Raw genomic sequence first — 23,262 nt, 5'->3', positions numbered from 1 at the left:
TAAACGCAGCGCTCTTTGGCGATAAACCTCACACCAGCGCTTTGACTATCTCCATCAACCGAATGACGTCTTCGGGGCGCGTATTACCGGTTTGCGGATCGATAATCGAGCTGTAAACATGCGGCATGACGCGCGGCACGCCTGCTTCCAGGCAGGTTTGCAGGATGATACCGAAATTATCCAGCGAGATACCGCCGGTCGGCTCGATGAGCATCATGCCGTGGCGGGCGGCGGTTGTCGCCAGCGCATATAATTCCGGTAACGACTTTTCGCCGCCCATCGGGAAAAACTTCGCCGCATGTGTGCCCATATCCTGCATCATGCGTACCGCCGCATCACAGGAAACGCGGGCTGGCGTTCCCTGGCTGCTGCTGACGCCGGTAGAAATCAACACCTCTCCAGGCGTTCCCGTCGGGCTAACCAACGCGTTAATATGTGTTTGCTCGCCGCCTGTCGCCGCCAGTGCCCAGTCCCACCGAGATAGACGGCACCTCCGCCATCCAGCGTTTCACCTCCGGCACGCCCTCTTCTACCGTAGCGAACTGCGCGGAAAGTACGCCAATGACCGCATGGCCTTCGGCGGCTTCATAGATAGCCTTCGCGTTGGCGATATCCTTTGCCAGCACGTTAATCGCTACCCGCTGACGATAAAAATTAATCTGCTGCATGTTCTGCAATCTCCCTGAGTCGCGCCACAATCAATGCCATTTCCCCTTCGGCTACCGTGCGTGGATCGAGGCTAAGAACCCCCTGATGAAGCTGATATTTGCGGGCGTAAATCGCTATCTCGCCGCCGCGCAACTGCGCTTCGACGTCCTGCGCGTTCAGCCCCAATTCTGGCGCGTTCACCCGCACACGAATACGCCAGATTGCACGCCCGGCCTCATCCTGTTCGATATCGGCATAAAGCCCATGGATGGCGGAAATCGCTTCTGCGACCGGCTGTAACTGTGTTGCAGTCACGATCGTCTTGCCCTGGTGGTAATTCTCCAGCGCATACACCAGCCCGACCATGTTTTCCTTGCCGATTTTCATCGCCCTGGCAATCCCCTGGTACTGCGCTTTGCAGGCGGCAATCCACGTTTTCTTACCGGTGATAAAGCCGGAGGTTGGCGCATTAAAGGCTTTCGCGCCGCTGTAGATAACCATATCCGCGCTGCACGTAGCCTATCAGCGCCAGGAAGTGTTTACGCAGTGGGTTAACCAGATTTTCCGGCAGCGAAAAGCCCAACACCTGCTCTACGCAGCCAATCAGCAGCGTCACGCGCTCTTCAATCTGGTCGCCATAGCGCGGCGGATGCGCCACGCTGTCGCGGATGTAGAGACCGTATTCAAAAATAGAGCTGAGTTTATTTTTCAGGATCGCCAGCGTCTCCGCCGGGGGGACGTTACTGTTGCGCAAATTAACATATTCGCGCGTCAGGAAGCTGTAAAAGAGGTCGCTCTCTTCAATTTCCGCCCCGGTCGCCAGCGACGTCTTCAATGCGGGCAGCGTGCGCGCGTCTATATTTAGCCACGCTTTACCGTCAAATAGGGTATCCACCAATAAACGCTGTTCCGGCGTCGGGTTAACCGACATCTCCGCCAACCGTTTGTCCAGTTGTAGCGTGTCGTTATACTCGGTCATTCCCGCTGCCCACGCCTGAGAGCAAAGAAACTGAATATCACTTTTAAGCTGACCGATATTGCCTTCCAGGGGTTTATTCAGCAACCAGAGCAACAACGGTTTATCAATGCTGACCGTGCGTTCTATTTTGCGACTTTCCCGCTGTAAGAATCCCACGATCAGTTCGATCTGTTCTTCAACGGAGCGCTGGCGAATGCCCGGCAAATCAATACACGCCTGAATACGCCGCTGGAAAGTACGTAACAGCACCGACCCGATCGGCTCAGTAGTGGCACAAATCAGGCGTACCGAAATTGATCGCGGCTGGCTGCTTACGCCAAGCGGACGATACTCGCCTTTATCCAGAATAGAGAACAGCTTTTCCTGCCCTTCATAAGACAGACGGTGCACCTCATCCAGCAGCAGATAACCGCCGTCCGCCTGCTCCACGAGGCCTGTTTTATGTTCATTTGCACCAGTAAACGCCCCCTGTCGATGACCAAACAGATGCGAGGAGAGCAGTTCCGGGTTATGGGCGTATTCCGTGCAGTTAAAGTAGACCAGCGGCGGGATAGCGCCGCTCGCCTGTTCACAGGCGAAACGGTGCATCAGCTCCACAAAAAAGGTTTTACCGGCGCCGGACGGCCCGGTAAGCAGAACGTGTAAACCGTGCGGATAGAGCACCGCCGCACGGCCTTTTTCTACCGCATCGCGCAGGCTGCGATCGTAACCAATCAGGCTGGTAAACGGATCGTCGGGCACGTAATGCTCTTCATGCGGCAGCACATCCGCCACCGACCGCACCTCACGTTCAGACTCTTCTAGCTGACGTCCCAGCAACGTTTCCAGCGCCTGGCGATGCAGAAAATAGACCGGGCGACCATGGCTTTTGATTGCCAGGCCGTCATTCCATAACTGATTGAGATCTTTGCTGACGGAGTTACGCGCCAGCCCAAGATTGAAACCTATCGCCTCCGCCGTAAACGCCGTCTCCTGCGCCAGATCGGCAAGACATAGCCCGCGCGTTAGCCGTTCCAGCTCTCCCAGTACGATCTCAATACGTCTCATTACACTACCGCTTACGAAATCAAAGAGTGTTCAGAACATACCCTATTCTGCTATGCAAGAAAGTGAAGGCGCAGCGAGAAACCGCTTTCCCACTTTTGTCTGAGTTCAGCACCAGCGGATCGCACGCCCCGATGAGTGAACGCCACGCGGTCTACACTTACTCTTGAGAAGGTGCAAACCGATAAGGATACCGTTTATGAAACGAAAAACGCTTCTGCTTATTGCCGCGCTTGTCGCGCTACCGGGCATCACGTATGCCGATTCTCCGTTTAGCTCGCTTCAGACGACGCATGAAAAAACCACGATTTTAAAGGACTTGCGCAAAATGTGTACGCCGAAAGGCGCGCTAACTGATGAAGCCTGGGAGAACAAAATCATGGTGGGTGAGGGGAACCAGCAGCATATTCGGGAGGCGATGATCGCGATAGAGAGCAACAATCAGCATAACTACTGGCAGGCTCTCGGTAAGGTGGAATGCCCGGAGATGTAGCACACCACTTCCGTTTTTGGTCGCGAAAATGCGTACTGTAACCGGTTTCTGTTTACGGAAACCGCGTATTCTGGAGCGAATTTATGCGAGCAAGGAGCACGACAATGCGATACCGTTTTCCCGATAACTTCTGGTGGGGCAGCGCCTGCTCAGCGTTGCAAACCGAAGGGGATAGTCTGAATGGCGGTAAAAGCCAGACCACGTGGGATGTGTGGTTCGAGCGCCAGCCTGGCCGTTTTCACCAGGGCGTCGGTCCGGCGGAAACCTCAACGTTCTATCGCCGCTGGAAGCACGATATCGCGCTACTGAAGCAGTTAAAACACAACAGTTTTCGCACCTCGCTAAGCTGGGCACGTCTCATTCCAGACGGCGTAGGCGAGGTGAATCCACAAGCGGTGAGCTTCTACAATAACGTCATCGACGAGCTACTGGCGCAGGGCATCACGCCGTTTATTACGCTGTTCCATTTTGATATGCCGATGGTCATGCAGGAGAAAGGCGGCTGGGAAAATCGCGACGTCGTAGAGGCGTTTGGTCGGTACGCGCAAACGTGTTTTACCTTGTTTGGCGACCGCGTGAAGCACTGGTTTACCTTTAACGAGCCGATTGTGCCGGTGGAAGGCGGCTATTTGTACGACTTCCACTATCCCAATGTGGTGGATTTTAAACGTGCGGCCACCGTGGCGTACCATACCGTGCTGGCGCATTCGACCGCCGTGCGCGCCTGGCGCGCCGGGCGCTATGACGGTGAAATCGGCGTGGTGCTGAATCTGACGCCGTCCTACCCACGCTCGCAGCATCCCGCCGATGTGCAAGCCGCGCATCATGCGGATCTGTTATTTAACCGCAGTTTTCTTGACCCGGTATTAAGGGGAGAATACCCGGCGGAACTGGTGGCGCTGCTGAAAACCTATGACCAACTGCCCGCCTGTCAGCCAGGCGACCGTCAGCTTATTGCCGACGGCAAAATCGATTTGCTGGGGATTAACTATTATCAGCCGCGCCGCGTGAAATGCCGTGATACAGCGGTGAATCCGCAAGCGCCGTTTATGCCGGAGTGGTTATTTGACTATTACGACATGCCGGGGCGCAAGATGAACCCTTATCGCGGCTGGGAAATTTACGCGCCGGGAATTTACGACATCATCACCAACCTGCGGGATAATTACGACAATCCGCGCTGTTTTATCTCCGAAAACGGGATGGGCGTTGAGAACGAGCAACGTTTTGTGCAAGCGGGACAGATTCACGATGATTACCGAATTGACTTTATCTCTGAGCATCTTAAATGGCTGCATAAAGGCATTAGCGAGGGCTGTCACTGTCTTGGCTACCACATGTGGACCTTTATCGATAATTGGTCATGGCTGAACGGCTATAAAAATCGCTATGGTTTTGTACAACTGGATTTAGCCACCCAAACGCGCACGGTGAAAAAAAGCGGAGAATGGTTTGCCGCCACCGCAGAGCATAACGGTTTTGATTAAGCGTTTATTATTGCCGGATAACGACTAACGTCGTATCCGGCCTAAAAATGGCAGCAATATCAACTCATTGGCGTAATACGGACTTTCGCCGCCACGACTAACGCCGTCAACAGCATCAGGCTGCCGGAAAGCGCCAGCGGCGAAAGCAGCCCGAAATTGTCGAGCGCATAACCGCCCACCGCCGCGCCACAGGTATTCGCCAGTTGAATCACCGCGACCTGGACGGAACCGGCTTTTTCCGCCTGATCGGCAAGGGAACGAGTGATCCACGTTGACCAACCCACCGGCACCAGCGCAAACGCCAGTCCCCAGATAATCGCTATTACCGCCGCCACGGTTTTGTCGCTTCCCCACACGATGAGCGTCAGCGCGCTCAGCGCCAGTACCAGCGGCGCACCGGCCAGCGCCAGTTTTACCGAACGTTTCAGGACGTAAGATGAGAAAGAAGTGCCAACGAAGCTGGCAATGCCAAAACTTAGCAACACCAGAGTCAGACCATCAACGTCAAAGCCCGCCAGATTCATATAGACCGGGCGAATATAGGTAAAGAAAGCGAACTGCCCGGCAAAAGACATAAAGATGGCGATCATCCCGGCCATCACGCCAGGACGTTGCAACAGGCTAAACATATTCTGTTTTTGGTGGGAAGGTTCGCCCGGCAGCGACGGCAGTGATTTCACCACCCAGATGACGCACAGTACGCCCATCTGATTAGACTTGAGATAAATGACAGGGAATAAGTGAGATAATTATGGGAAGAACTGGGCCAACATGGGAAGAGACTGGATGAAATATGCAATAACCTTACAGTATGTGAAAATCAGACCGGCCCGAAAAAAACAGAACTCGCGCCAGCCTGATTACAGATATTACTCCTTTTTCTCCGTATCGGCATCGGGTTCACCATCAAACAGCTTACCCTGCATCCGATCCAGTTCTTCTTTTCTGACCCGCTTCACCACGCTGTAAACCCACTGTAGTGAAACACCAAACTTGCGGGCCAGTTCGTGATGGTTGCGCCCGTCGAACTCGTGGAAGATTTCCCGGTCACGCTGACTGACCTTCCAGACCATCCCCATCGGAAAATAGACATTCTGCCCACCCCAGACCTGCATCATGCGATTTGCTGTCGCCTGACCAATCTGGTCGGCAATCGCTGGTTCAATATCTATAATCTCGCGGATGGTTTCAGAGGTGTGCTGTGCCAGTTCCACCAACAGTTCCGGCCCCTTACTACGAAACTGGTTCAGGTCGCTCATTGCTTCCCCCCCGCAGCTCTGCGCTGCCACTTCTTCAGTTTCTCAATAACGTTACTTGCCTGCTCATTGCTGAGCCAGCGTAACGCGCTGATGCCTGTTTCCCGCTTAACCCATAGAGCCAGTGCCTGCTCGGAGCTGTCACGGACGATGCCAGCTGAGGCCATTTCAAGCCATAACGCCCGTAATTTCTTAGACTGCGGATGGGTATCAAGCGGTAAATCCGGTCGGGATTTACCCGCAGGCTTAATGCGAAAGCCTTTCTTCGTCATAGACTCCATAACGCGGTTAAGCTGGGTGACATCCATTCCTTTCGTGGAGGCTTTGCCTGTCAGGCCCTGCAGCATCTGCCGATAGGTATCCTCGTCCATCTGCAGGTCGTTACGGGCAATATGAATAAGCTGGATAAGACGTTGTTTAGTCATCGTCGATTTCCCCCTTTGCCAACCCTCTGACATAGTCAACATATAAAGGAAGCGCCACAGGCCAACACGCGAACATCACAGCCCAGCTAATCCAGTATTTAGCACCGTTGTACCGGGAATAAAAACCGGAATAACGATGCAGGTCAGCCGTACACCAGCCCACGAGGCTATACCAGACGAGGGCGCACACAACGGTTTCAGCCATCATAAGTCGTTCCTCAGTTTTCGCTGTTCCTGTCCGCTGACGGGTTGATGTAGCCTGACATGCTCTCCCTCCCGGTAACCATGGTGACGAGACTTATCCGCATCACGCGATTTTCCGGCCCCACGACCGCTGGTTTTGCTGGAGTCCGGGTATTTTTGCTCGAGCCAGAGGCTGGCCAGTTCCCGTTCCTCGCGGGTCATAGCAAAGAGTTGCACTTCACTACGCACGGCAAGTACCCAGCCTTCGGCAAATTTGTCGCCCCGGCTGGTCTTTGTCGTGCTTTTAATCCTTTTATTCTGCTGCCCGATATAGCTTTTTCGCGCTGCAATGAGTTGTCTGGCGAGAATATCCCAGGTATAAGACGCCAGCTCAATGCGGTCTTTATTACCATAAAAGCTAACGCTGGGTTTGTGGCCTGAATGGATAATAGAATCAACCCCAAAAGCGGCCTGGATGATGCCCAGCAGCCCCAGTATGTAACGAGGAGGATTAATACTTCCTGCAGCCCAGTAGCTGCTGATGCTCTCGTCTATATCACTGAGCGCGATATCATCACGGGTGATACCGTATGCCTGCATCAGTTTCTGAACGCGCTGCAGTGCCAGCGAAGCTTCATGGGGATTATCAGATTTTGAAAGCGCCAGCAGTTTTTTTAACTTTTCCAGCACTTTTTCTTTATCAGTTATTGGCATGATTAGTCCTTTGGTGTGCATACACCACGAAGTTTATAATCACCATCATTGAGTTTTTTGATGGACGTGAAAGCATCCCGGCAGGCTTTCTCACTGTTAAATTCCTGAGTCTGTAAAGTCAGCGTTGGTTGCATGGCATCACTTAGCGTTAAAGAGAATGGCGATGCCATCCAGAGAATAAGTATCCACATGGTTACCGACCCTTTTTAATAGCGTTGTTTAGTGCATTAAGAACCATATCTGTCATTACACCTTTTCCGTTAAGCTCTGCATGAGACAGGATTTCACTTCGGGCCGCTTTGAGTATGCCGATATTCACCCGGACAAATCGCTGGTTATCTGCGTTGAGAGCCTTTATTCGCGCTAAACAGGTTTTGGCATCATTCGATATATCCACACTTACCCCCCATAAATAACGTATAAAAAAGCTAACAAAGAACCGAAAGTAAGTCCGGCACCAACAGCGGTAGCAAAAAGAGACCAGTAAAGTAATTTGCCGACTAAATCCAAAGTGCCCGTAACTATATGCATCGCCAGATACAAAAATCTTATTACCCAGATTTTCATTGTTTCTCCTCGCAAGGTATGAACTCCATGGCCGGAACTTCGGTGTAGTAATGCTGGCTGCAGTGTGGGCATACCAGCGTGATAAGAACAGCTGGAACATGGTGCTTGCCGGAGGTAATGACACTGGCGTCGCTGAATTTTAGTGTGGTGACACCTTTCTGGCAGTTGGTGCATTTGATGGACATGGCTATTCTCCCAGGACAAAGTGCATATCAGGAACATCGTCAGGATCTTCGTTAAACTCACTCTCAAATTCATTGAGGCTCAGGGCGCTGATAACGATGACCTTTGATGCCGTTCGGCCAATAAAGCAACTGGTTTTGCTGGTATAAACCCCGTCATCTTTGGCGATATTGGTAATGATTTTTTCCAGCTTCGAAACATCATTAATTTGCATAGTTAATTACCTTTTAGCTGTTTTCGGCGTGCAGAAGCCCACGGCACTGACGCCGTAATAAAAAGAAAGTGAATTAAAATTAAATGGCAGCGATATCTAACGGGATATTAATTAGCTTCCCGTGTTTATCTTTTTCACGGAAATTAATATAGGTTTTGGACATGGCCACCTGCAGCGATTCCGATATAGCCTCCATGGCCCGGTTCCAGCGCTCGTCCTGAATCTTGACGCGGCGCAGGGACAGAATGCGCCCAGTATTGAGCTGACCTTCTTTATCCACCTGGAAAGCGTCGGCGATAATTGCCCGGAGGTTGTCGTTCGCGCCTTCAGACCACTCGGTGACGCACTCGTCAATCAGGTCTTTGGCAATCTGCAGCTCAGGCCCGAACGTCAGGGTTTCCTGCACACGGATAGTGATTTGCTCGCTGCCATCAAAACTGCTGAAGGTCACATTACCTTTAGCCCCACCGCGCGTTCTGCCGTACTTCTCAGCCACAAGGTCAAGCCATGCGTAGCACTCGTCGAAAGCGCGTTGCTTGAAGTCGCTGAGGTCAGCGCTTTTGACTTTCGCCGCCGCGACCTGCTCCCGGACGAAAGAGTCCATGGCGAGGTCATAGTCAGATACCTGATTAATTGGCACCAGACGCCCCTTGCGGTCTTTCATGTAGTCTTCTTTATTTACTTCGCTCATCTTTGTTCACCTTATGGTTAATGTAATGACTCTGACCAGGTAATACGGCAGCCATGCAACTCAAAGACGCCCTGACGAAAGCGCCCTGAACAGTCATGGCCAACATGGGTATAACTTGCTTTTCCCTCTTCCAGCAGGCGGGTACAGTGGCCATTGCGGGCGATACGGATAACCGGCTTACTGCCAGCAATCATCACACTCTGCACGGTGGTGTTCATGGCATTGAGCGCCATAATGGCTGACTGCACCTTGCCCATCTGCTGGTTGATATCGGTAATGGATTTCATGGTTAAACCCCTTTGACGACGTCGGCATTGACCTGCGGAACCCCGATTTGAGCAGCCAGATTCATGGCGGCTATCACCAGGTTACTGACGGCCAGCGGATATAGCAGGCTGACCATGCTTTTACGGTTGCTGCCCAGATTACTCAGGCGGGCGCGGATGGCTTCCACAGCGCTGGTGTCCATGACGTCGGCAAACTGCTTACCGGCGCGTTGCAGCTTGAACGCCAGAAACTCTTCGAGGCTATTGTCCAGCGGCAGCAGTTCAACCACCTCGCAGCGCTGCACGACTTCACGCACTTCCATGTTGCGCTCGGACAGCTTATCCGCCAGTTCAGGCTGGCCAATCAGCACGATGGACAGCAGTTTTTTGAAGCCGGACTCCAGCTCAAAAAAGCGCTTGAGGTGCTTCAGCGTCGGGATGGGCAGACTGTGGGCCTCCTCAATCACCAGGACGTGGCTGAAGCCAGCCTGGCTGCTGTCTTTCAGAACACGGTGCAACTGGCGGAAACGGGCATCCTGGCTGCGTTTGATGTTCTCCAGCGGCGCGATGGTACTGATGATGGCCTCGGCGATAGCTGCTGCCTTCAGGGTTTTACCCTTCACGTCGTTGTCTTCCATGGCGATGATGTATGGCTCGATAACAATCACCGGTGCGTTCTCACGGTTGACACGTTCAATCAGGTCACGGCGCAGCGTGGATTTACCCGCCCCGGACTCACCGATAACCGCCATAAAACCACCGTGGCGGGCAGTCTGGTACAGCGCCTCACGCACGTAGCGAATATCCGGCGTGGTGAACACATCATCCGCACCCTGCATGGCTTCATCGGCGAACGGGTCACGGAAAAGGCCAAATGCTTTTTTAGTTGCTGGAAATAACACCTGTTTTTTGAGTAACATGTTCTCTTCCTCACTGAGGTTGGTTGTACCCGCTGTACGGGGCGTGGCAGCGCCCTGTGCAGCATCAAAACTCTTCGCTGTATCAATCCCCTGACTTTCCAGATAAGACGCCAGACGCTGGCGCACTTCCTCCGGGCTGGTGCGGGGCCACTCGTTATGGTTCACAATCTGGGCAAGCGTTGCCTCGGAGACGGCGACGGCTCTTGCCACTACAGCCTGCGGGATACGGGCCTCTTTAAGTTGTTGTTTCAGTACCAGCATGTTGTCCTCCTCAGTTGCCGTTAACGATGCTGATAACGCTGTTGTGGGCTGGGGTGGTCAGCGTGGCCATCACCTCATCCAGCGCTGCTTCCGGTACACCATCCGGGTGCTGTGCCGCTAACTGACGGTAATGCTCCGGTGTCCACATCTGACCGATGGCCGAGAACTTCTCGCGGAGGGCTTTCGCCGCCTCCACATGGGTCAGCGGGCGCTGCTCGATACGCGGGCCGCGCACGTCTGAAGCCTGACCGCGCTTAGGCATATAGGCCGGTAGCGTGGTGTCGTCGATATGTTTATACGGGTCAAGCTTCCCGCCGAACGGCAACGCCTTCGCCTTACGCGCAGCTGCTGCATCGGCGGCGTTATCTGTGCCGGTGACCAGTTTTTCGATTTCTTTTGCTGCCGTCTGCGCCGGGGTCTCCGGCAGGGATTTATAGCTTTCGCCAAACACCGCCGCTCTTTCGGCAAAGCCAAACTCGTTCTTCCTGACCTCATCAATCAGCAGGAACGTTTCGTGACCGTCTTCGCCGGTCAGTACCACCTGCGCCACATCGCTGCGCCATGGGTTGCGGGTAATCATCAGCTTTTCACCGACCAGTACGCCCGGTACCGCCGACACGTCATACTCAACACCCCGGAACGAGACACGCAGTTTTGGCGTGACTTTACGGAGTTCAGGTGCTGATACCGCCAGTTCGCGGCAGACCTCAACTGATGGCGCTTTCTTCAGCTGCTCAGAGGTAATTTTCAGCCAGATATCCGTGCGGGTTTTACGGTGGCGGCTGTGGACAGCCGTGGCATTAAAGTGGCTACGCCATTTCACGGCCAGCGCGTTCAGCTCTTCCAGGCTGTGAACCGGCTGGAACTTCAGGCCCGGCTCCAGCTTGCGCTCGATAATGTCACGGGCCTTTTCCACCTGTCCGGTAGCGCGGGCGTTGTGCGGCTTGTGCGCTATCAGGTCAACGCCCAGCGAGCGGCACATGTTTTTCGTCATACCGGCGGTGTTGGCAGAGCCGGGGTCGAGGTAGAGTATTTTCGGTACGCCGTGCAGCACATCCGCGCCACCGCGCTCCTGCATCGCATTGATAAGGACAGAACAGAGGTTTTCACCGGACTCCGCGCCCATCACGTATTCAACGTAAATCCAGCCGCTGGTATGGTCGGTAATCTCATAACTCCACACGCGGTCACTGGCGATGCGGGCGATATTGGCAGGTTTGTTCTTGTAGAACTTCGCACTGTCCATCACCTGAAGTCCCTTGTGACCATTGCTCAGGTAGTAAAGCGTACAAAGCGATGCATCAATCTCCCAGACGTGGTTGGGGTGCAGGCTGGCCATCTCGGAGGATGGTGCTGCCGCGTCCAGCTGTTCAGGGTGCAGGCCATAGTTACGCAGGGCGCGGCTGATAGTGTCCTCGGACAGCGGGAAAAACTCGCCCGTCGTCTCGTCTGTTCTGCCTGCGGAGATAAAGCCGTTTGACCGCAGTGTCTCAACTGCATCCGCGATGGAATACAGGCGCTTACCGTTCTTACGGGTGGCCTCGCGCAGCGTGGCCGATATCAGCGCGGCTTCGTCGCGGCTCAGGGCGCTGCGCCCGGCGTCAGCGCGTTTTTTGCGTTTGTCAGTCACTGATACCTCCTTCAGCTTACGTAGCAGGGTGGCGCGGGACAGGCCCAGTTCGGCACATGCGGCCTCGTAAATTGCACCGCGCTTACCATGCCCCGCGTCACGTGCCGCGCGGGCAACATAAACCAGTCGTTCAGTCAGGGCGGCACTCATCGGTTATGCCTCCTGCCCGTTAATCTGTGGCGTTGGGTCAGTCAGCCATGAAGGGGCAGTGTTACCTGTAGGCTCATCCGGCAGGTCAAAGGTGGAGCGAAGGTTGCGGGCCGCGCTCTCCAGTTCGCAGACCAGACCCGCCATAAAGTCTCTGGGTGTATCAATGACATTTTCAGCGCAGTAGGCGCATAACGTTTCAAAAGCGCTGGACAGCCGGACAGCGATGGCTGATTCCGCCTCAACCGCTAACGCTGTCACTTCCGCCCGCAGTTTCTTCACTTCTTCGTCAGGCTTAGGCGGCTGGATACGGGATTTCTTTTCCAGTTTTGTGGAAAGCGTGTCAATTTTCTCGTTCTTGTCAGCAAGCACACGCTGCTGTGCTGCGTTGGTTTCGCGGGCTTCGCGCAGCGCAGCCTTCAGTTCGCGGCTTGTCATGCGATCAATATCATCAAGTGTTGCCCCAGCAACGGTTCCACCATCAGCTAATACATCAAGTTCTTCATCATCCAGAACCATCAGTTCATACAGCTTGGTCTTACCTAAAACGCTCAGCGCTGAGCGCTTTGGATGATCATCACCATTACCCAAAAACTTCACGCTTGCTTGCATCATGCGGCGTGCTACCTGTGGCGCTAACCCCAAATCATTTTCGAGGATATTTGTAAAATCACCGTGAGGTTCATTCTCCTTAAGAATCACCAGCCTTTTACCAGCCTCTAGCATGGCCTCAGCGCTCTGAGCCATGTAAAAACGTGTCTCATGGACAATACGTTCACGCTCATATGGCAGACCATCACCGAACTGTTGCATGATTTCGAGGCGGTGTTCGGTCATGGCATTAAGATTGACGCTGAGACCAGCGGTCAGGGGTGCATCTTCCACTAATTCAACTGGTTGTAATTTTGTACGTCCCATTTCAACTCCTTAGCGACTGCCAGCCATAACACGCTGGTTAATTTCATTGATACGATCCTGTGCCCGCGCCATTTCGGTACTATGCGCCATGGCGATTTGTAATAGTTGGACTCCTGGTGCAAAACGCCCGTTGTCCAGTTTCAGGGCTAACCCCTCTTCGATAAGGGTATTCAGTGCCCGATTAATATTCGCCGGGGACTCGCCTAAAGCCGATGCCAGTTCACCATTAGAAACCCCATTCAGAGCGTGACCACGAAGTGCTTTAAGTACGCGCAGAATGCGTGACCCAGAACTGGATACATTTGCTTTGCTCATGACGCCTCCTGAAGGATGCCTGGTGTAACTTCCTTGCCGATCACGACTGATAAATCACGCAGAATGCGATACGTCAGACGTCCGCGAGGAAGTTCGTTTTTGCCAGCCCAGCGGCTTACCGCTTGAGTGACTGTTCGTGGCTCATAGCCCGCGTTAAGCGCGAACTGGCGCAGGCTACTGCCTCGTTCAACCAGTCGTGCTCGAACCTGCTGTTTGTTCATATGCACCGTGTTCCTATTGGGTTATGATGTACTCAATACGAATAAGTGTACTTATTCAAAATGAATAACTCAAGTGAGATTTATTTGAAATGAATAAAAAGGCCGTTGATGCAGTGCTTCTGCGACTCATGTCACTGTTTAATGTTGATAGCGACAGCGGGCTAGCGAAGGCGCTGGACGTTAACAGACAAACTTTAGCCAGTTGGAGAAAGCGAAACTCTGTGCCTTATTCAATTTGCATAAACCTTGCGGAAGAGAAAGGAATCTCTCTTGACTGGTTACTCACAGGCAAGGGGGAGGAAGAGGTATCGAAGGTTGAACCAGCAACTCAAAGCTTCAGTCAAGCAGACCTTAAAATGCTTGAACTATTAAATCAGTTAGACCCTGAGGTTCGACGAGACCTTATGCGAGGCGCTGAAGAAAAACAGCGTGTGATTGAGATGGAAAAACAGATCCAGGAGCTGTCCGCACAGCTAAATAATTTAAAAAATGTGGGCTAATTTGTTCCCATTAAGAACATTAAAGGTGTAAGGATATGACTATGCGCAAATTATTTTTACCATTGGTGTTTGTCTTAGCTGGGTGTGGAGATAATGCCGATCCTGCTGATACGTCCACCCCAGTTAAGGAGCATTCGGTTTTCAGCGTTGAAACTGACAACCCGGTTGTAAAGCGTGAATTACCTTTTATTCGTCAACAGCTCCCCGGTTTAGATAAGTATGCGGGCAGTTTTGAAAAATTCGAAGTATCCGAGGATAGCGAACGCCCGGTGACAACGGTTCAATTTCATATCAAAGACGAGAATAATATTCCTGGTGACTACATAGCCTCTGGTCATAATTGTTTTTTGTTCATATCAAATAATGCCCATGAAGTGAAAATATCTAAATCTGCCTGTCAGGCTGTTTTCCTCGATAAAACCGATGTTCCCGGAGGAGACCTTATCGTGAAACTTGATAAGGAAAATGTTCCTATGACAAATGATGGCAAGGCCCCACGAGAGGGATGCCTGAAGGTGTTTTCACCAAATCCTAATAGTGATTCCTGGACATGCCCAAGGCTGAATTAACTACTGAGGTGGTGCTGTAGGTTGTAGGTACGGCACCACTTCAGTTGTTCTAACAGTTAAAAATTACAAATCACCAATTCTTTCCGTTGTGTAGCCTTACCCGTGACTTTCAGGTTGTAGCTGATATCGACGGTCTGAATATTCAGGTCGTAGAACGCCTGTCGCATTTCTGGGATATCATTCACCGAAATAATCATCTTTCCTTTGATGCTCCGCGCCAATTCCGCCATGTGGTCATAGTTTTCCAGTCCGAAATCCACGCCATAACCTTCAGTGCCCCAATATGGCGGATCGCAGTAGAACAGTGTATGCGGGCGATCATAACGCGCTATGCACTGATGCCATTCCAGATGTTCTATCAGTGTTCTAGACAGGCGCAGGTGCGCCATCGACAGTTCTTCTTCAATACGCAGCAGGTTGAAACGCGGCGCACTGGTGGTGGAGGTTCCGAAAGTGTGATCGGCGACCTTACCGCCAAACGCCTGTTTTTGCAGGTAGTAGAACCGGGCCGCCCGCTGAATGTCGGTGAGTGTCTCTTCCGGCGTATCCTGCAGCCACTTGTATATCTGGCGGCTAACAAGCGCCCACTTGAACTGGCGGACAAACTCTTCCAAGTGATGTTTTACCACCCGATAGAGGTTTACCAGTTCGCCGTTGATATCGTTGATGACTTCGGTCTTGCTGGGCACCTTGAGAAAATAGAGCGCCGCTGCGCCGCAGAACGGCTCCACGTAGCAGGTATGGGCCGGGAACAGTGGCAGAATATGTTTGGCCAGACGACGTTTTCCGCCAATCCAGGGGACTATGGGCAAAGATTGTTCTTTCATTATCCGTAAGCCTTTTGCAATCAGTGAAAATATGGCAGGCTAGTCCGGTCTCGCGAGACTGACTGAACCCTGGTCGGCTCACAGCTGATATCTGTGGGTTGATGGCCAGTCCGGTGCTCCAACACCGGGCTGGTCGTTCTTTCACTGTCAGGATGAGGTTTCGGGATGTCTGCATGCTATTAACGCAGTTTACTGGTTTGGTAATTTACGCTGAAAAGGAAAGTCACAAATGAATGATAAACATAATTTAAACAAGCCTGGTTCTCAGAAGCACGAGTCCGACATTTGCCCTCGCAGCCCATCCCAAAAAAACTACAACAATGATTCTGTGGACTATGGTGAACGCAGGGGTAATATTGTGACGAATACTTTTTCACCTCCGGTACGCCCTGGAAAAGGAGATAACAGTGGAGACAAATCTGGCTCATGAGTGGGAAGGTCTGCTATTCGATGTAAGACGGTCCGTTCGCTACCATAACCGCCGCAGGGCTTGGTTTGATCGGCTGGATCAAACCACTAATGTGTTATCTCTGATTTTTGGTTCAACGGCTATCTATGGTGTGTTGTCTCAGGCTAATACGAATTTAGCAGTGCTTTCAGCCGCTATTGTGACCGTCTTTTCTGCCATCAATCTGGTCGTTGGTTCATCACAACGCGCCCGTGCTCATTTTGATTTCGCCCGCAAATTCTTTGAGCTGGAGAAGGAAATGATACTCGTGACCAACGTATCAAAAGAGAGCTTACAGGCTATTACAGCTGAGCGTTTATCTATTGAAAAAGATGAACCACCAGTTCTCCGGGTACTGGACAGCATCTGCTATAACGAGCAGATCCTGTCGATGGACTACCCCTCTGACCAGATGGTTGTTGTGGGATTCTGGCAGCGCCTGTTTTCTCCGGTTCTGGATTTTCAGGCAAGCAAGCTACGAAAAGTTAAAGATATGAGTAATGCCTGATGCGGGTACGAATCTGTCGTTATTTACGATGCAACTACCATTCTGACTGCTTGCATTGTCCCCGCACTTATAACGTGCTTTAAAATCCCCTTTAATTGACATTTGTGATGCTGTCTCCACCACACAAGGAGACGCATCATGAAAAACATCAAAAAACTTATTCCCCCTGTTAAAACACCCCGTCTCAGCGGCTGGCTGCTGACTGCTGTGCTGCTGCTCGGCACCATCGGTCTGGTCTCGCCCCAGCAGTTGCCGGTGGTGGTTTACAAGCTGTCGCTCATAACACTAGCAGCAGTGCTGGGCTACTGGCTTGACCGTTCGCTTTTCCCCAAAGCCCGTCCCGGTCAGTACCTGAAGCATGACGAAAAGCTGATGGCTGATGGTCGTTTTCCCGTCCAGACCGGCCTCCACATGGTGTTTTCTGCCGCGTTGATTCGCCGTGCGCTGATTGTTGCCGCAGTCTGTCTGGCCGTGGCGATGGGGCTGTGACCATGAACTGGCCTCAAATCACTCTCATCATCCTTTTAGCCTTCGGGCTGGGTGTAACCGCCATCAAGCATGGTCAACCGCGCACCGATAAATACAGCTTCTGGTGGCAGCTTGTAGCGAATCTGGCGCTTGCATGGTTGCTGTGGTGCGGTGGTTTCTTTAGCGAAGCCAGAGCAGTTCAGCCTCCGCAGGCCGCGCTGCAGTATCGCAGTGATGTGATACGCAATGCCCGGCTTGAATGGGGGCTGTCAGCGCCGGTGGCCGACTTTGCGGCGCAGCTGCATCAGGAAAGCGGCTGGCGACCTGATGCCGTATCGCCGGTTGGCGCTGAGGGGCTGGCGCAGTTTATGCCTGCCACTGCCGACTGGATAAGCCAGTTGATGCCGGGGCTTAACAGTCGTGAGCCGTTTAACCCGGCCTGGGCTATCCGGGCACTGGTCAGCTATGACCGCTGGTTGTGGCAGCGCGTCAGTGCCACCAACGACTGCGAACGTATGGCCATGACGCTCTCGGGTTATAACGGAGGCTTAGGCTGGGTGCAGCGTGACAAGCGGCTGGCATCGCAGAAGGGGCTGGACAGCGCTCGCTGGTTTGGTCATGTCGCCACGGTGAATGCCGGACGAAGCGCTGCAAACTGGCGCGAGAACCGCCATTACCCCCAGCGCATCCTGGGGGATCTGGCACCGCGCTATCTCACATGGGGAGGCAGTAGCTGTGTGGAGCCTGGTTAAAAAACTACCGTGGCACGGTATGGTACTGGCGCTTGTCCTAGTGGGTGCGCTTTATGGGCTTAACCGCTGGGGCTATCACAATGGTGCTGAAGACGCAAAACGTGACGGTGACGCGGCGCTCAGTCGGCTGCAGTCCGCATTTGATACCTACAAAACCGAACAGACAACCCTTGAGAACACAGCGCTGCGGGAATCCGCGAAGCGATATCAGGATCGGGTTATCAGCGGGTATCTGGCTGAAGGGAGTTATCTTGCGCAAATCGCTCAGCTTGAGAGCCAGAACCAACAACTACAGGGGCAGATTAATGAAGTCACACAGCGCTGGATTGATGAAAAAGGCAAGAGCCATCCCATTAACTGCGTGTTTACTCGCGGTTTCGTGCGCCAGTACAACGCCGCGCTCGGATACGACGACGCATCCGTTGACGCCGGTCATTCAGGCGCAACTACCCCCGCTGGCACCGGCACTGGCGAAGCGCCCAGGCAATCTGAAGCCGCTGACGCCAGGCTACGCGACTCAGGCGTCAGCCAGCGCGACGTCCTCGCCAACATTATCGACAACGCAAAACAGTGCCGGGTCTGGCGAAGCCAGATAAACGGCCTGCTGGACGAACGAGAAGGATTACAGAAATGACGCTGCAGGTTGAATTCTGGACGGTGGTGGGCTTCCTCATCACCTTCATGAGCTTTGTCGGAGGGATGGCCAAGTGGCTTTTCACTAAAGCGGAAGAACGTCAGGCAGCGCGTTTCACTTCACTGGAACAGGCACTGCAGAACTCCACCTCCAGCTGGAGCGAGCTGGAAAAAGAATTCCTGCGATTTCAGGCTGAATTACCCGTTCAGTATGTCCGTCGTGAGGACTATATCCGTGGTCAGACGGTCATTGAGGCCAAGCTGGATGCGGTTTACAACAAACTGGAAGTGGTACAGCAGTACCGTATAACCGGAGGTAAACATGGTTGATATCGCCCGCGTGCGTCGGGAATCCCTGCGCTGGAGTCTGCTGGTTGCGTTGAATAAAACCCGCCCGTACACCGCCAGCGAAACGCTGCTGCTGGACGTGGCCCGCGCGATTTATCCCGACACCACCTCGCTTGAGCTGCGTCGTGAGCTGGACTACCTGTCTGACCGAAAAATGGTTGAGCTGGAGAAGAGGCCCTCCGGCGACTGGTTTGCCGACCTGACCCGCCTCGGCGTTGACCTCGTGGAATATACCGTGGAATGCAGTCCCGGCATCGCCCGTCCGGAAAAATACTGGAGTGAATGATGGCCAGACGCAGCACGATAGACAAGCTGCCGGAAGATGTTCGCCGCTGGCTTGAGCGGGCGCTGAACGAGTCCGGCTTCAGTGGGTATACCGAACTGGAGACCCTGCTGCGCGATCGGGGATACGTCATCAGCAAATCCGCTATCCATCGCTATGGGCAGAAGATTGAGCGCCGCTATGGTGCCATCCGAGCTGCAACCGAAGCGGCCCGGATGCTGACCGAGGGAGCCGCTGACGATCAGGACGCGCGTTCTGAGGCGGTGATTGCCCTGATTCAGACCGAGCTGTTCGAGAGTATTGTCCTGCTGCAGGAGGACGAAGAAGAAATCGACCCTAAAGAACGTGTGGCTCTGCTGTCCAAGGTTGCAAAGAACGTAGCCACGCTGTCCCGAGCCTCGGTCAACCTGAAGAAGTTCCAGACCGAAGTCCGCGCCAGAGCGCAGCAGGCAGCGAGCAATGCCGAGAAAATTGCCCGCAAGGGTGGTCTGTCACATGAGGCGGCTCAGGCAATACGCCGCGAAATTTTGGGGATCGCATCGTGAATCCATTACCGCCAGTGGTACCCGACACCTCAGCCTCCGACGTTCCCGTCGTACTGATGCCCTATCAACAGCGGTGGGTGGCTGATACCTCTCCACTCAAGATTATCGAGAAGAGCCGCCGAACCGGTATCACCTGGGCCGAGGCGTCCGATAATGTCCTGACAGCGGCATCAGCGGTGACAGCCGGTGGCATGAACGTCTATTACATCGCCTACAACCAGGACATGACCGTCGAGTACATCCAGGCCTGTGCGATGTGGGCGCGTATGTTCAACTATGCCGCCAGCGAAATTGAGGAAAGTTTCTGGGAAGAGGACGAAGACGACAAGCACATCAAGACCTACACCATCAAGTTTCCCGACTCCGGCTTCCGCGTTGTCGCGCTCTCCAGCCGTCCGTCTAACCTGCGTGGCCGTCAGGGCATCATCGTTATCGACGAGGCCGCGTTCCACGAACAGCTGGATGAACTGCTGAAAGCGGCGCTGGCGATGCTTATCTGGGGCGGTAAAGTGCGCGTTATCTCCACTCATGACGGTGATGATAACCCGTTCAATACGCTTATCGGCGATATCCGGGCCGGGCGTCAGGGCGGCAGCGTGCAGCGTATTCCATTCAAAGAGGCCGTCTCTGAAGGGTTGTTCCGCCGCGTCTGCTTGCGTACCGGGAAGGCATGGTCACAGAACGCAGAAGATGCCTGGATGGCATCGGTGTACAAATTCTACGGGACCGGGGCTTCTGAGGAGCTTGACTGCATTCCGGCGAACGGCGGCGGAGCATGGCTCTCACGCGCCCTGATTGAGTCCCGCATGTCGGCTGACACGCCGGTGCTGCGCCTGACCTGCCCGGAGGGCTATGAGCTGCAGTCTGACGAAGTTCGGTGGAGCGAGACACAGGAGTGGCTGGAGAAAAACCTGAAGCCGCTGCTGGAGGCGCTGCCTCCCGATGCCCGTTCGTTTTTGGGCCGTGACTTTGGCCGCAGCGGTGACCTGTCGGTGGACTATCCCCTGTTGCAGCAGAAGAACCTTGTCCGCCGCGTGCCGTTCGTGATGGAGCTGCGCAACGTCCCCTTTAAACAGCAGGAGCAAATCACCTGGTATCTGATGGACGGTCTGCCCAACCTGATGGGGGCGGCGTTTGATGCCCGTGGTAACGGCTCCTATCTGGCGGAATATGCCATGCAGCGCTACGGCTCCAGCCGGGTTAAGCAGGTTATGCCCACCGAAGGCTGGTACCGGGAGCATATGCCGCCGGTCAAGGCCGCGCTGGAGGACGGTAACCTGGTGGATTTGCCGAAGGATGAAGACACGCTGGATGACCTGCGGGCCGTGCAGGTCGTGAACGGCGTTCCCCGCGTACCTGAACAGCGGTCAAAGGCAAAAGCCGACAGTGGCAAGCGCCACGGGGACTCTGCTGTCTCGCTGGCACTGGCGTACTTTGCCAGTCGTGAAATTAACAAAGGGCCGGTGAAGGCAAGCTCACGCCGTCGTCGTCAGGCTGCCCGGATGCTGGAGGATTACTAATGGCCCGTGGAATCTGGGTTTCCCCGACTGAGTTTGTCTCATTTGCCGAACCTGATAAAACGCTGACGGAGCAGATTGCCTCGCGCAGCCGTTCCATCGACTTCTTTGGGCTGGGGATGTACCTGCCGAACCCTGACCCCATTCTGAAATCTCAGGGCCGGGATATCCGCATCTATCGTGAACTGCGTACCGACCCGCTGGTTGGTGGCTGTATCCGCAGACGCAAGGCGGCAGTCAAATCACTGGAGCGCGGTCTGGAGCGTGGCCACGCCCCGGCGCGGGTGTTCAGCTTCATCCGGGATATGCTGGACGATCTTGATATGTCCCGCATCATCGGAGAGATGACCGACGCTGTGCTCTACGGGTATCAGCCTTGCGAACTCATGTGGGGCCGTTCGGTGAAGTCCTGGGCCATCAACGATATCGTGGGTAAGCCGCCTGAGTGGTTCCAGTTCGACAATGACAACCTGCTGCGCTTTCGCGCCAAAGACGCCGGGCTGGACGGTGAAGCGGTTCCCCTGAGTAAGTTTGTGGTGCCGCGACAGGATGCCACTTACGATAACCCGTATGGCTTTCCAGACCTGTCCATGTGCTTCTGGCCGGTCACCTTCAAAAAAGGTGGCATGAAATTCTGGGTACGCTTTGCCGAGAAGTACGGTTCACCGTGGGTCATCGGCAAACATCCGCGCGGGACAGCGCAGGGTGAGATTGACCTGCTGCTGGACTCCATGGAATCTATGATTGAAGACGCGGTGGCCGCTATTCCTGATGATTCGTCTATTGAGATCAAAGAGGCTGCAGGCAAGGCCGACAGCAGCGATATTTATCAGAACCTGATAACGCTCGCCCGCAGTGAAATCTCTATCGCCCTGCTGGGACAGAACCAGACTACTGAGGCGACAGCGAATAAGGCATCAGCCACAGCCGGGCTGGAGGTTACCGATGATATCCGGGACGCCGACGCCGATATTGTGGAAAGCGCGGTGAATCAGGCCATCAGGATGGCGGTCTCGATGAACTTTGGCGACGTGGCCAGCCCCGTCTGGAAGATGTGGGAACAGGGTACAGTCGACGATACCCAGGCAACCCGCGACGAGAAACTCAGCCGCGCCGGTGTGGTCTTCACCCCGCAATACTTCAAGCGTGAGTACCAGCTGCAGGACGGGGATATCGACGAGACACCACCTTCAGAGCGCCAGAAGAACGCGCTGCCGCTGTCGTTCGCCGAGGCCATTGATGCTGATATTCAGGCCCAGCAGGACCTTGATGACGCGCTGGACATTCTGATGAACGGTGGTTCGTTAAACGGTGTGCTTGCACCGGTGCTGGAACCACTCCTTAAGCAGGTGAAAGATGGTGTTAACCCGTCTGAGCTGCTGGGGGCGCTGGCTGAACTGTACCCGCAGATGAATGCGGATGACCTGCAGGAACGGCTGGCCCGTATCATGTTTGTTGCTGCTATCTGGGGGCGTCTGCATGAGCGTAACCACGGCTGAGCTGGCTTACTGCATGACGCTGCCGCCGAAACGGGCGATCGGCTATCTGAAGTCCAAAGGGTATAGCTTCACCTGGGACTGGGAGGAAATGTGGCAGGAGGCCCATGCCCGTGCCTTTACCGTCGCCAAAGTGACCCGGCTGGATATTCTGGAAGATATCAGGAGCGCCCTGCAGCAGGCGCTGGATGATGGGAAGACTGACCGCTGGTTCCGTCAGCAACTGGAGCCGGAGCTGCAGCGCAAAGGTTGGTGGGGGCCACGCGATACCACCGACCCGGTCACCGGTGAGCCGGTGACCATCCAGCAGGGCAGCCCGTGGCGGCTCGATACCATCTTTCGCACCAATATGTCGGTGCTCTACAGCGCCGGACGCTGGGCCGAACAGATGGAGAACATCGACGACAGGCCGTACTGGATGTACACCGGTATCAACGACAGCCACACCCGCAAAAGCCATCTGGTCCTGCACGGTCTGGTGCTGCCTTATGACGACCCGTTCTGGCAGGCGTTCTATCCGCCGAACGGCTGGCGCTGCCGCTGTGGGGTGATTGCCCTGAGCGCCGCCGAGGTTCGCGCCCGTGGCCTGAAGGTGACGAATTCTGGATCCGCCATGGGGTGGGAGCTGAAGCTGGTATCAGAGAAGACGGGAGAGATGCAGAACGTCGCCACCTTCAACACCGGCACCACAAAAGTGGCCACCGACGTCGGCTGGTCATACGCGCCGGGTGCGGCGTACCGTCCTGACCTTGCCCGCTATCAGGGCACGCTTCACCCACTGGCACAGCAGGAACTGAGAGGATAAC

General features: G+C 54.2%; 29 protein-coding genes and 4 pseudogenes. 14 read left to right on the top strand and 19 right to left on the bottom strand.

Features of this window, described 5'->3' with window-relative positions; all coding sequences use genetic code 11:
* Positions 1–28: 28 nt before the first annotated feature.
* The 3 pseudogenes from AC3G3F_RS09540 to AC3G3F_RS09530 form a co-directional block, all read right to left on the bottom strand.
* Positions 29–668 (bottom strand): annotated as a pseudogene (locus tag AC3G3F_RS09540) (KDGP aldolase).
* Positions 655–1,155, bottom strand: a pseudogene (locus AC3G3F_RS09535) (PLP-dependent aminotransferase family protein); the annotation flags it as partial. The pseudogenes AC3G3F_RS09540 and AC3G3F_RS09535, both read right to left, overlap by 14 nt.
* Positions 1,151–2,674 (bottom strand): annotated as a pseudogene (locus tag AC3G3F_RS09530) (sigma 54-interacting transcriptional regulator); the annotation flags it as partial. The pseudogenes AC3G3F_RS09530 and AC3G3F_RS09535, both read right to left, overlap by 5 nt.
* A gap of 196 nt (positions 2,675–2,870) precedes the next feature.
* Here AC3G3F_RS09530 and AC3G3F_RS09525 point away from each other — a divergent pair.
* Positions 2,871–3,164 carry a YicS family protein gene (locus tag AC3G3F_RS09525; protein WP_488394888.1) on the top strand — a complete coding sequence of 98 codons (294 nt, stop codon included), beginning with the start codon at positions 2,871–2,873 and terminating at the stop codon, positions 3,162–3,164.
* 104 nt (positions 3,165–3,268) lie between these two features.
* Positions 3,269–4,651: a glycoside hydrolase family 1 protein gene (locus tag AC3G3F_RS09520; protein WP_063389920.1), complete on the top strand. Its 1,383-nt coding sequence runs from the start codon at positions 3,269–3,271 to the stop codon at positions 4,649–4,651.
* Between the two features lie 59 nt (positions 4,652–4,710).
* Here the strand turns inward: AC3G3F_RS09520 and AC3G3F_RS09515 are convergent.
* From AC3G3F_RS09515 to AC3G3F_RS09445, 15 genes and pseudogenes are all read right to left on the bottom strand, one after another.
* A pseudogene (locus AC3G3F_RS09515) lies at positions 4,711–5,358 on the bottom strand (MFS transporter); the annotation flags it as partial.
* Positions 5,359–5,520: 162 nt separating this feature from the next.
* Positions 5,521–5,910: a Mor transcription activator family protein gene (locus tag AC3G3F_RS09510; protein WP_394944699.1), complete on the bottom strand. Its 390-nt coding sequence runs from the start codon at positions 5,908–5,910 to the stop codon at positions 5,521–5,523.
* A complete protein-coding gene (locus AC3G3F_RS09505; RefSeq protein WP_488394886.1) occupies positions 5,907–6,332 on the bottom strand; it encodes a gp16 family protein in 426 nt (141 codons plus the stop codon). Before AC3G3F_RS09505 ends, AC3G3F_RS09510 begins: the two co-directional genes overlap by 4 nt.
* Positions 6,325–6,540, bottom strand: a complete 216-nt coding sequence (locus AC3G3F_RS09500) for a hypothetical protein (protein WP_257247259.1) — start codon at positions 6,538–6,540, stop codon at positions 6,325–6,327. The genes AC3G3F_RS09505 and AC3G3F_RS09500 overlap by 8 nt, the downstream gene beginning before the upstream one ends.
* The gene (locus tag AC3G3F_RS09495; RefSeq protein ID WP_488394884.1) at positions 6,537–7,229 is read right to left on the bottom strand and encodes a DUF2786 domain-containing protein; all 693 of its coding nucleotides are present in this window, start codon (positions 7,227–7,229) and stop codon (positions 6,537–6,539) included. Before AC3G3F_RS09495 ends, AC3G3F_RS09500 begins: the two co-directional genes overlap by 4 nt.
* Before the next feature lie 399 nt (positions 7,230–7,628).
* Complete coding sequence (locus tag AC3G3F_RS09490; protein ID WP_200028400.1) at positions 7,629–7,796, bottom strand: hypothetical protein; 168 nt, start codon at positions 7,794–7,796, stop codon at positions 7,629–7,631.
* Positions 7,793–7,981, bottom strand: coding sequence for a hypothetical protein (locus AC3G3F_RS09485; protein ID WP_394944703.1), 189 nt, complete (start codon positions 7,979–7,981; stop codon positions 7,793–7,795). The genes AC3G3F_RS09490 and AC3G3F_RS09485 overlap by 4 nt, the downstream gene beginning before the upstream one ends.
* A gap of 2 nt (positions 7,982–7,983) precedes the next feature.
* Entirely contained in the window at positions 7,984–8,193 is a 210-nt protein-coding gene (locus AC3G3F_RS09480; RefSeq protein WP_394944704.1) for a hypothetical protein, read from the bottom strand.
* 79 nt (positions 8,194–8,272) lie between these two features.
* Entirely contained in the window at positions 8,273–8,884 is a 612-nt protein-coding gene (locus AC3G3F_RS09475; protein ID WP_394944705.1) for a DUF3164 family protein, read from the bottom strand.
* Positions 8,885–8,901: 17 nt separating this feature from the next.
* Positions 8,902–9,171, bottom strand: coding sequence for a hypothetical protein (locus AC3G3F_RS09470; RefSeq protein WP_057067362.1), 270 nt, complete (start codon positions 9,169–9,171; stop codon positions 8,902–8,904).
* Positions 9,172–9,173: 2 nt separating this feature from the next.
* The gene (locus tag AC3G3F_RS09465) at positions 9,174–10,331 is read right to left on the bottom strand and encodes an ExeA family protein (RefSeq protein WP_488394881.1); all 1,158 of its coding nucleotides are present in this window, start codon (positions 10,329–10,331) and stop codon (positions 9,174–9,176) included.
* Positions 10,332–10,341: 10 nt separating this feature from the next.
* Positions 10,342–12,111 carry an integrase gene (locus AC3G3F_RS09460; protein WP_488394879.1) on the bottom strand — a complete coding sequence of 590 codons (1,770 nt, stop codon included), beginning with the start codon at positions 12,109–12,111 and terminating at the stop codon, positions 10,342–10,344.
* A gap of 3 nt (positions 12,112–12,114) precedes the next feature.
* Positions 12,115–13,026 (bottom strand): DUF3102 domain-containing protein, encoded by a 912-nt coding sequence (locus tag AC3G3F_RS09455; RefSeq protein WP_488394877.1) that lies wholly within the window; start codon positions 13,024–13,026, stop codon positions 12,115–12,117.
* Between the two features lie 9 nt (positions 13,027–13,035).
* Positions 13,036–13,341, bottom strand: coding sequence for a helix-turn-helix domain-containing protein (locus tag AC3G3F_RS09450; protein ID WP_020803508.1), 306 nt, complete (start codon positions 13,339–13,341; stop codon positions 13,036–13,038).
* The gene (locus tag AC3G3F_RS09445; protein ID WP_032636378.1) at positions 13,338–13,562 is read right to left on the bottom strand and encodes a helix-turn-helix domain-containing protein; all 225 of its coding nucleotides are present in this window, start codon (positions 13,560–13,562) and stop codon (positions 13,338–13,340) included. Before AC3G3F_RS09445 ends, AC3G3F_RS09450 begins: the two co-directional genes overlap by 4 nt.
* Before the next feature lie 89 nt (positions 13,563–13,651).
* Between AC3G3F_RS09445 and AC3G3F_RS09440 the strand changes: the two genes are divergently transcribed.
* Positions 13,652–14,062 carry a helix-turn-helix domain-containing protein gene (locus tag AC3G3F_RS09440; protein ID WP_057069525.1) on the top strand — a complete coding sequence of 137 codons (411 nt, stop codon included), beginning with the start codon at positions 13,652–13,654 and terminating at the stop codon, positions 14,060–14,062.
* 41 nt (positions 14,063–14,103) lie between these two features.
* A complete protein-coding gene (locus tag AC3G3F_RS09435) occupies positions 14,104–14,631 on the top strand; it encodes a hypothetical protein (protein WP_239693062.1) in 528 nt (175 codons plus the stop codon).
* Between the two features lie 56 nt (positions 14,632–14,687).
* On the opposite strand, the gene AC3G3F_RS09430 is transcribed toward AC3G3F_RS09435, so the two are convergent.
* Positions 14,688–15,458, bottom strand: coding sequence for a DNA adenine methylase (locus AC3G3F_RS09430; protein WP_057069740.1), 771 nt, complete (start codon positions 15,456–15,458; stop codon positions 14,688–14,690).
* 407 nt (positions 15,459–15,865) lie between these two features.
* On the opposite strand from AC3G3F_RS09430, the gene AC3G3F_RS09425 reads away from it, so the two are divergent.
* The 10 genes from AC3G3F_RS09425 to AC3G3F_RS09380 all read left to right on the top strand — a co-directional run bounded on the left by AC3G3F_RS09425 (position 15,866) and on the right by AC3G3F_RS09380 (position 23,261).
* Entirely contained in the window at positions 15,866–16,414 is a 549-nt protein-coding gene (locus AC3G3F_RS09425) for a hypothetical protein (RefSeq protein ID WP_057069723.1), read from the top strand.
* A 138-nt stretch (positions 16,415–16,552) separates the two neighbouring features.
* The gene (locus AC3G3F_RS09420) at positions 16,553–16,903 is read left to right on the top strand and encodes a putative holin (protein ID WP_057069720.1); all 351 of its coding nucleotides are present in this window, start codon (positions 16,553–16,555) and stop codon (positions 16,901–16,903) included.
* 2 nt (positions 16,904–16,905) lie between these two features.
* Positions 16,906–17,634, top strand: coding sequence for a transglycosylase SLT domain-containing protein (locus AC3G3F_RS09415; RefSeq protein WP_488394874.1), 729 nt, complete (start codon positions 16,906–16,908; stop codon positions 17,632–17,634).
* Positions 17,618–18,268 (top strand): hypothetical protein, encoded by a 651-nt coding sequence (locus AC3G3F_RS09410; protein ID WP_488394872.1) that lies wholly within the window; start codon positions 17,618–17,620, stop codon positions 18,266–18,268. Before AC3G3F_RS09415 ends, AC3G3F_RS09410 begins: the two co-directional genes overlap by 17 nt.
* Positions 18,265–18,597, top strand: a complete 333-nt coding sequence (locus tag AC3G3F_RS09405; RefSeq protein ID WP_057069268.1) for a hypothetical protein — start codon at positions 18,265–18,267, stop codon at positions 18,595–18,597. Before AC3G3F_RS09410 ends, AC3G3F_RS09405 begins: the two co-directional genes overlap by 4 nt.
* Positions 18,590–18,901, top strand: coding sequence for a hypothetical protein (locus tag AC3G3F_RS09400; protein WP_337084115.1), 312 nt, complete (start codon positions 18,590–18,592; stop codon positions 18,899–18,901). Before AC3G3F_RS09405 ends, AC3G3F_RS09400 begins: the two co-directional genes overlap by 8 nt.
* Complete coding sequence (locus AC3G3F_RS09395; protein ID WP_115454734.1) at positions 18,901–19,443, top strand: DUF3486 family protein; 543 nt, start codon at positions 18,901–18,903, stop codon at positions 19,441–19,443. The genes AC3G3F_RS09400 and AC3G3F_RS09395 overlap by 1 nt, the downstream gene beginning before the upstream one ends.
* The gene (locus tag AC3G3F_RS09390) at positions 19,440–20,963 is read left to right on the top strand and encodes a hypothetical protein (protein ID WP_488394870.1); all 1,524 of its coding nucleotides are present in this window, start codon (positions 19,440–19,442) and stop codon (positions 20,961–20,963) included. The genes AC3G3F_RS09395 and AC3G3F_RS09390 overlap by 4 nt, the downstream gene beginning before the upstream one ends.
* Complete coding sequence (locus tag AC3G3F_RS09385; RefSeq protein ID WP_337084118.1) at positions 20,963–22,459, top strand: DUF935 domain-containing protein; 1,497 nt, start codon at positions 20,963–20,965, stop codon at positions 22,457–22,459. Before AC3G3F_RS09390 ends, AC3G3F_RS09385 begins: the two co-directional genes overlap by 1 nt.
* Positions 22,440–23,261 (top strand): phage head morphogenesis protein, encoded by an 822-nt coding sequence (locus AC3G3F_RS09380; protein WP_369112510.1) that lies wholly within the window; start codon positions 22,440–22,442, stop codon positions 23,259–23,261. The genes AC3G3F_RS09385 and AC3G3F_RS09380 overlap by 20 nt, the downstream gene beginning before the upstream one ends.
* The last annotated feature ends 1 nt before the right edge of the window (position 23,262 follow it).

The sequence above is a fragment of the Salmonella sp. FC25216 genome (assembly GCF_057751355.1).
Note: the sequence above shows the minus strand (reverse complement) of the source record. Positions and strands in the feature narration are given on the sequence as shown.

Bases quoted from the DNA above. Each gene is read 5' to 3' on its own strand.
- AC3G3F_RS09525 (WP_488394888.1), top strand. From the start codon at position 2,871: ATGAAACGAAAAACGCTTCTGCTTATTGCCGCGCTTGTCGCGCTACCG.
- AC3G3F_RS09520 (WP_063389920.1), top strand. From the start codon at position 3,269: ATGCGATACCGTTTTCCCGATAACTTCTGGTGGGGCAGCGCCTGCTCA.
- AC3G3F_RS09510 (WP_394944699.1), bottom strand. From the start codon at position 5,910: ATGAGCGACCTGAACCAGTTTCGTAGTAAGGGGCCGGAACTGTTGGTG.
- AC3G3F_RS09505 (WP_488394886.1), bottom strand. From the start codon at position 6,332: ATGACTAAACAACGTCTTATCCAGCTTATTCATATTGCCCGTAACGAC.
- AC3G3F_RS09500 (WP_257247259.1), bottom strand. From the start codon at position 6,540: ATGATGGCTGAAACCGTTGTGTGCGCCCTCGTCTGGTATAGCCTCGTG.
- AC3G3F_RS09495 (WP_488394884.1), bottom strand. From the start codon at position 7,229: ATGCCAATAACTGATAAAGAAAAAGTGCTGGAAAAGTTAAAAAAACTG.
- AC3G3F_RS09490 (WP_200028400.1), bottom strand. From the start codon at position 7,796: ATGAAAATCTGGGTAATAAGATTTTTGTATCTGGCGATGCATATAGTT.
- AC3G3F_RS09485 (WP_394944703.1), bottom strand. From the start codon at position 7,981: ATGTCCATCAAATGCACCAACTGCCAGAAAGGTGTCACCACACTAAAA.
- AC3G3F_RS09480 (WP_394944704.1), bottom strand. From the start codon at position 8,193: ATGCAAATTAATGATGTTTCGAAGCTGGAAAAAATCATTACCAATATC.
- AC3G3F_RS09475 (WP_394944705.1), bottom strand. From the start codon at position 8,884: ATGAGCGAAGTAAATAAAGAAGACTACATGAAAGACCGCAAGGGGCGT.
- AC3G3F_RS09470 (WP_057067362.1), bottom strand. From the start codon at position 9,171: ATGAAATCCATTACCGATATCAACCAGCAGATGGGCAAGGTGCAGTCA.
- AC3G3F_RS09465 (WP_488394881.1), bottom strand. From the start codon at position 10,331: ATGCTGGTACTGAAACAACAACTTAAAGAGGCCCGTATCCCGCAGGCT.
- AC3G3F_RS09460 (WP_488394879.1), bottom strand. From the start codon at position 12,111: ATGAGTGCCGCCCTGACTGAACGACTGGTTTATGTTGCCCGCGCGGCA.
- AC3G3F_RS09455 (WP_488394877.1), bottom strand. From the start codon at position 13,026: ATGGGACGTACAAAATTACAACCAGTTGAATTAGTGGAAGATGCACCC.
- AC3G3F_RS09450 (WP_020803508.1), bottom strand. From the start codon at position 13,341: ATGAGCAAAGCAAATGTATCCAGTTCTGGGTCACGCATTCTGCGCGTA.
- AC3G3F_RS09445 (WP_032636378.1), bottom strand. From the start codon at position 13,562: ATGAACAAACAGCAGGTTCGAGCACGACTGGTTGAACGAGGCAGTAGC.
- AC3G3F_RS09440 (WP_057069525.1), top strand. From the start codon at position 13,652: ATGAATAAAAAGGCCGTTGATGCAGTGCTTCTGCGACTCATGTCACTG.
- AC3G3F_RS09435 (WP_239693062.1), top strand. From the start codon at position 14,104: ATGCGCAAATTATTTTTACCATTGGTGTTTGTCTTAGCTGGGTGTGGA.
- AC3G3F_RS09430 (WP_057069740.1), bottom strand. From the start codon at position 15,458: ATGAAAGAACAATCTTTGCCCATAGTCCCCTGGATTGGCGGAAAACGT.
- AC3G3F_RS09420 (WP_057069720.1), top strand. From the start codon at position 16,553: ATGAAAAACATCAAAAAACTTATTCCCCCTGTTAAAACACCCCGTCTC.
- AC3G3F_RS09415 (WP_488394874.1), top strand. From the start codon at position 16,906: ATGAACTGGCCTCAAATCACTCTCATCATCCTTTTAGCCTTCGGGCTG.
- AC3G3F_RS09405 (WP_057069268.1), top strand. From the start codon at position 18,265: ATGACGCTGCAGGTTGAATTCTGGACGGTGGTGGGCTTCCTCATCACC.
- AC3G3F_RS09400 (WP_337084115.1), top strand. From the start codon at position 18,590: ATGGTTGATATCGCCCGCGTGCGTCGGGAATCCCTGCGCTGGAGTCTG.
- AC3G3F_RS09395 (WP_115454734.1), top strand. From the start codon at position 18,901: ATGGCCAGACGCAGCACGATAGACAAGCTGCCGGAAGATGTTCGCCGC.
- AC3G3F_RS09385 (WP_337084118.1), top strand. From the start codon at position 20,963: ATGGCCCGTGGAATCTGGGTTTCCCCGACTGAGTTTGTCTCATTTGCC.
- AC3G3F_RS09380 (WP_369112510.1), top strand. From the start codon at position 22,440: ATGAGCGTAACCACGGCTGAGCTGGCTTACTGCATGACGCTGCCGCCG.